Below are 360 nucleotides of genomic sequence, written 5' to 3'. Positions count from 1 at the left end.
CCCATCATGGCAATCTCCGGCCCGAATGTCTTGCGTGCCGTCATGTTCAGGAAGGCCGCCTTGTCCTTGTAGTCCGTCAACTGGAAGTAAGTCTTTGCCGTGCCTTTCGACACCTTCTTCAGGCCCAGCTCCACACCGTCATACGAGGCACGGATGGCATAGTCACCGCCGCGTGTCTTGACGATGGCAGCGTTCCGAAACGGCACTTCCTCGCTTGGGTCAAGCGGAGTTAGCGGGTCGTTCTTGGCCAGGTAGGGCTGCTCGTTCAGGGCCAGCCGCTGCTTGTCCACATGGTCAAGTATCATGTCAGAAGCCCTGTTCACGTCCGCCATGACCGAGACGATGAATTTCGGTTCCTGC

Annotated in this window: 1 pseudogene; it reads right to left on the bottom strand. The window is 58.1% G+C overall.

Annotated elements, in window-relative coordinates:
• Positions 1–360 (bottom strand): annotated as a pseudogene (locus H6B30_RS16900) (DNA primase); the annotation flags it as partial.

This window comes from Marseilla massiliensis (assembly GCF_016899955.1).
Lineage (GTDB): Bacteria > Bacteroidota > Bacteroidia > Bacteroidales > Bacteroidaceae > Prevotella > Prevotella intestinigallinarum.
This window is presented reverse-complemented; position numbering and strand designations above follow the sequence as displayed.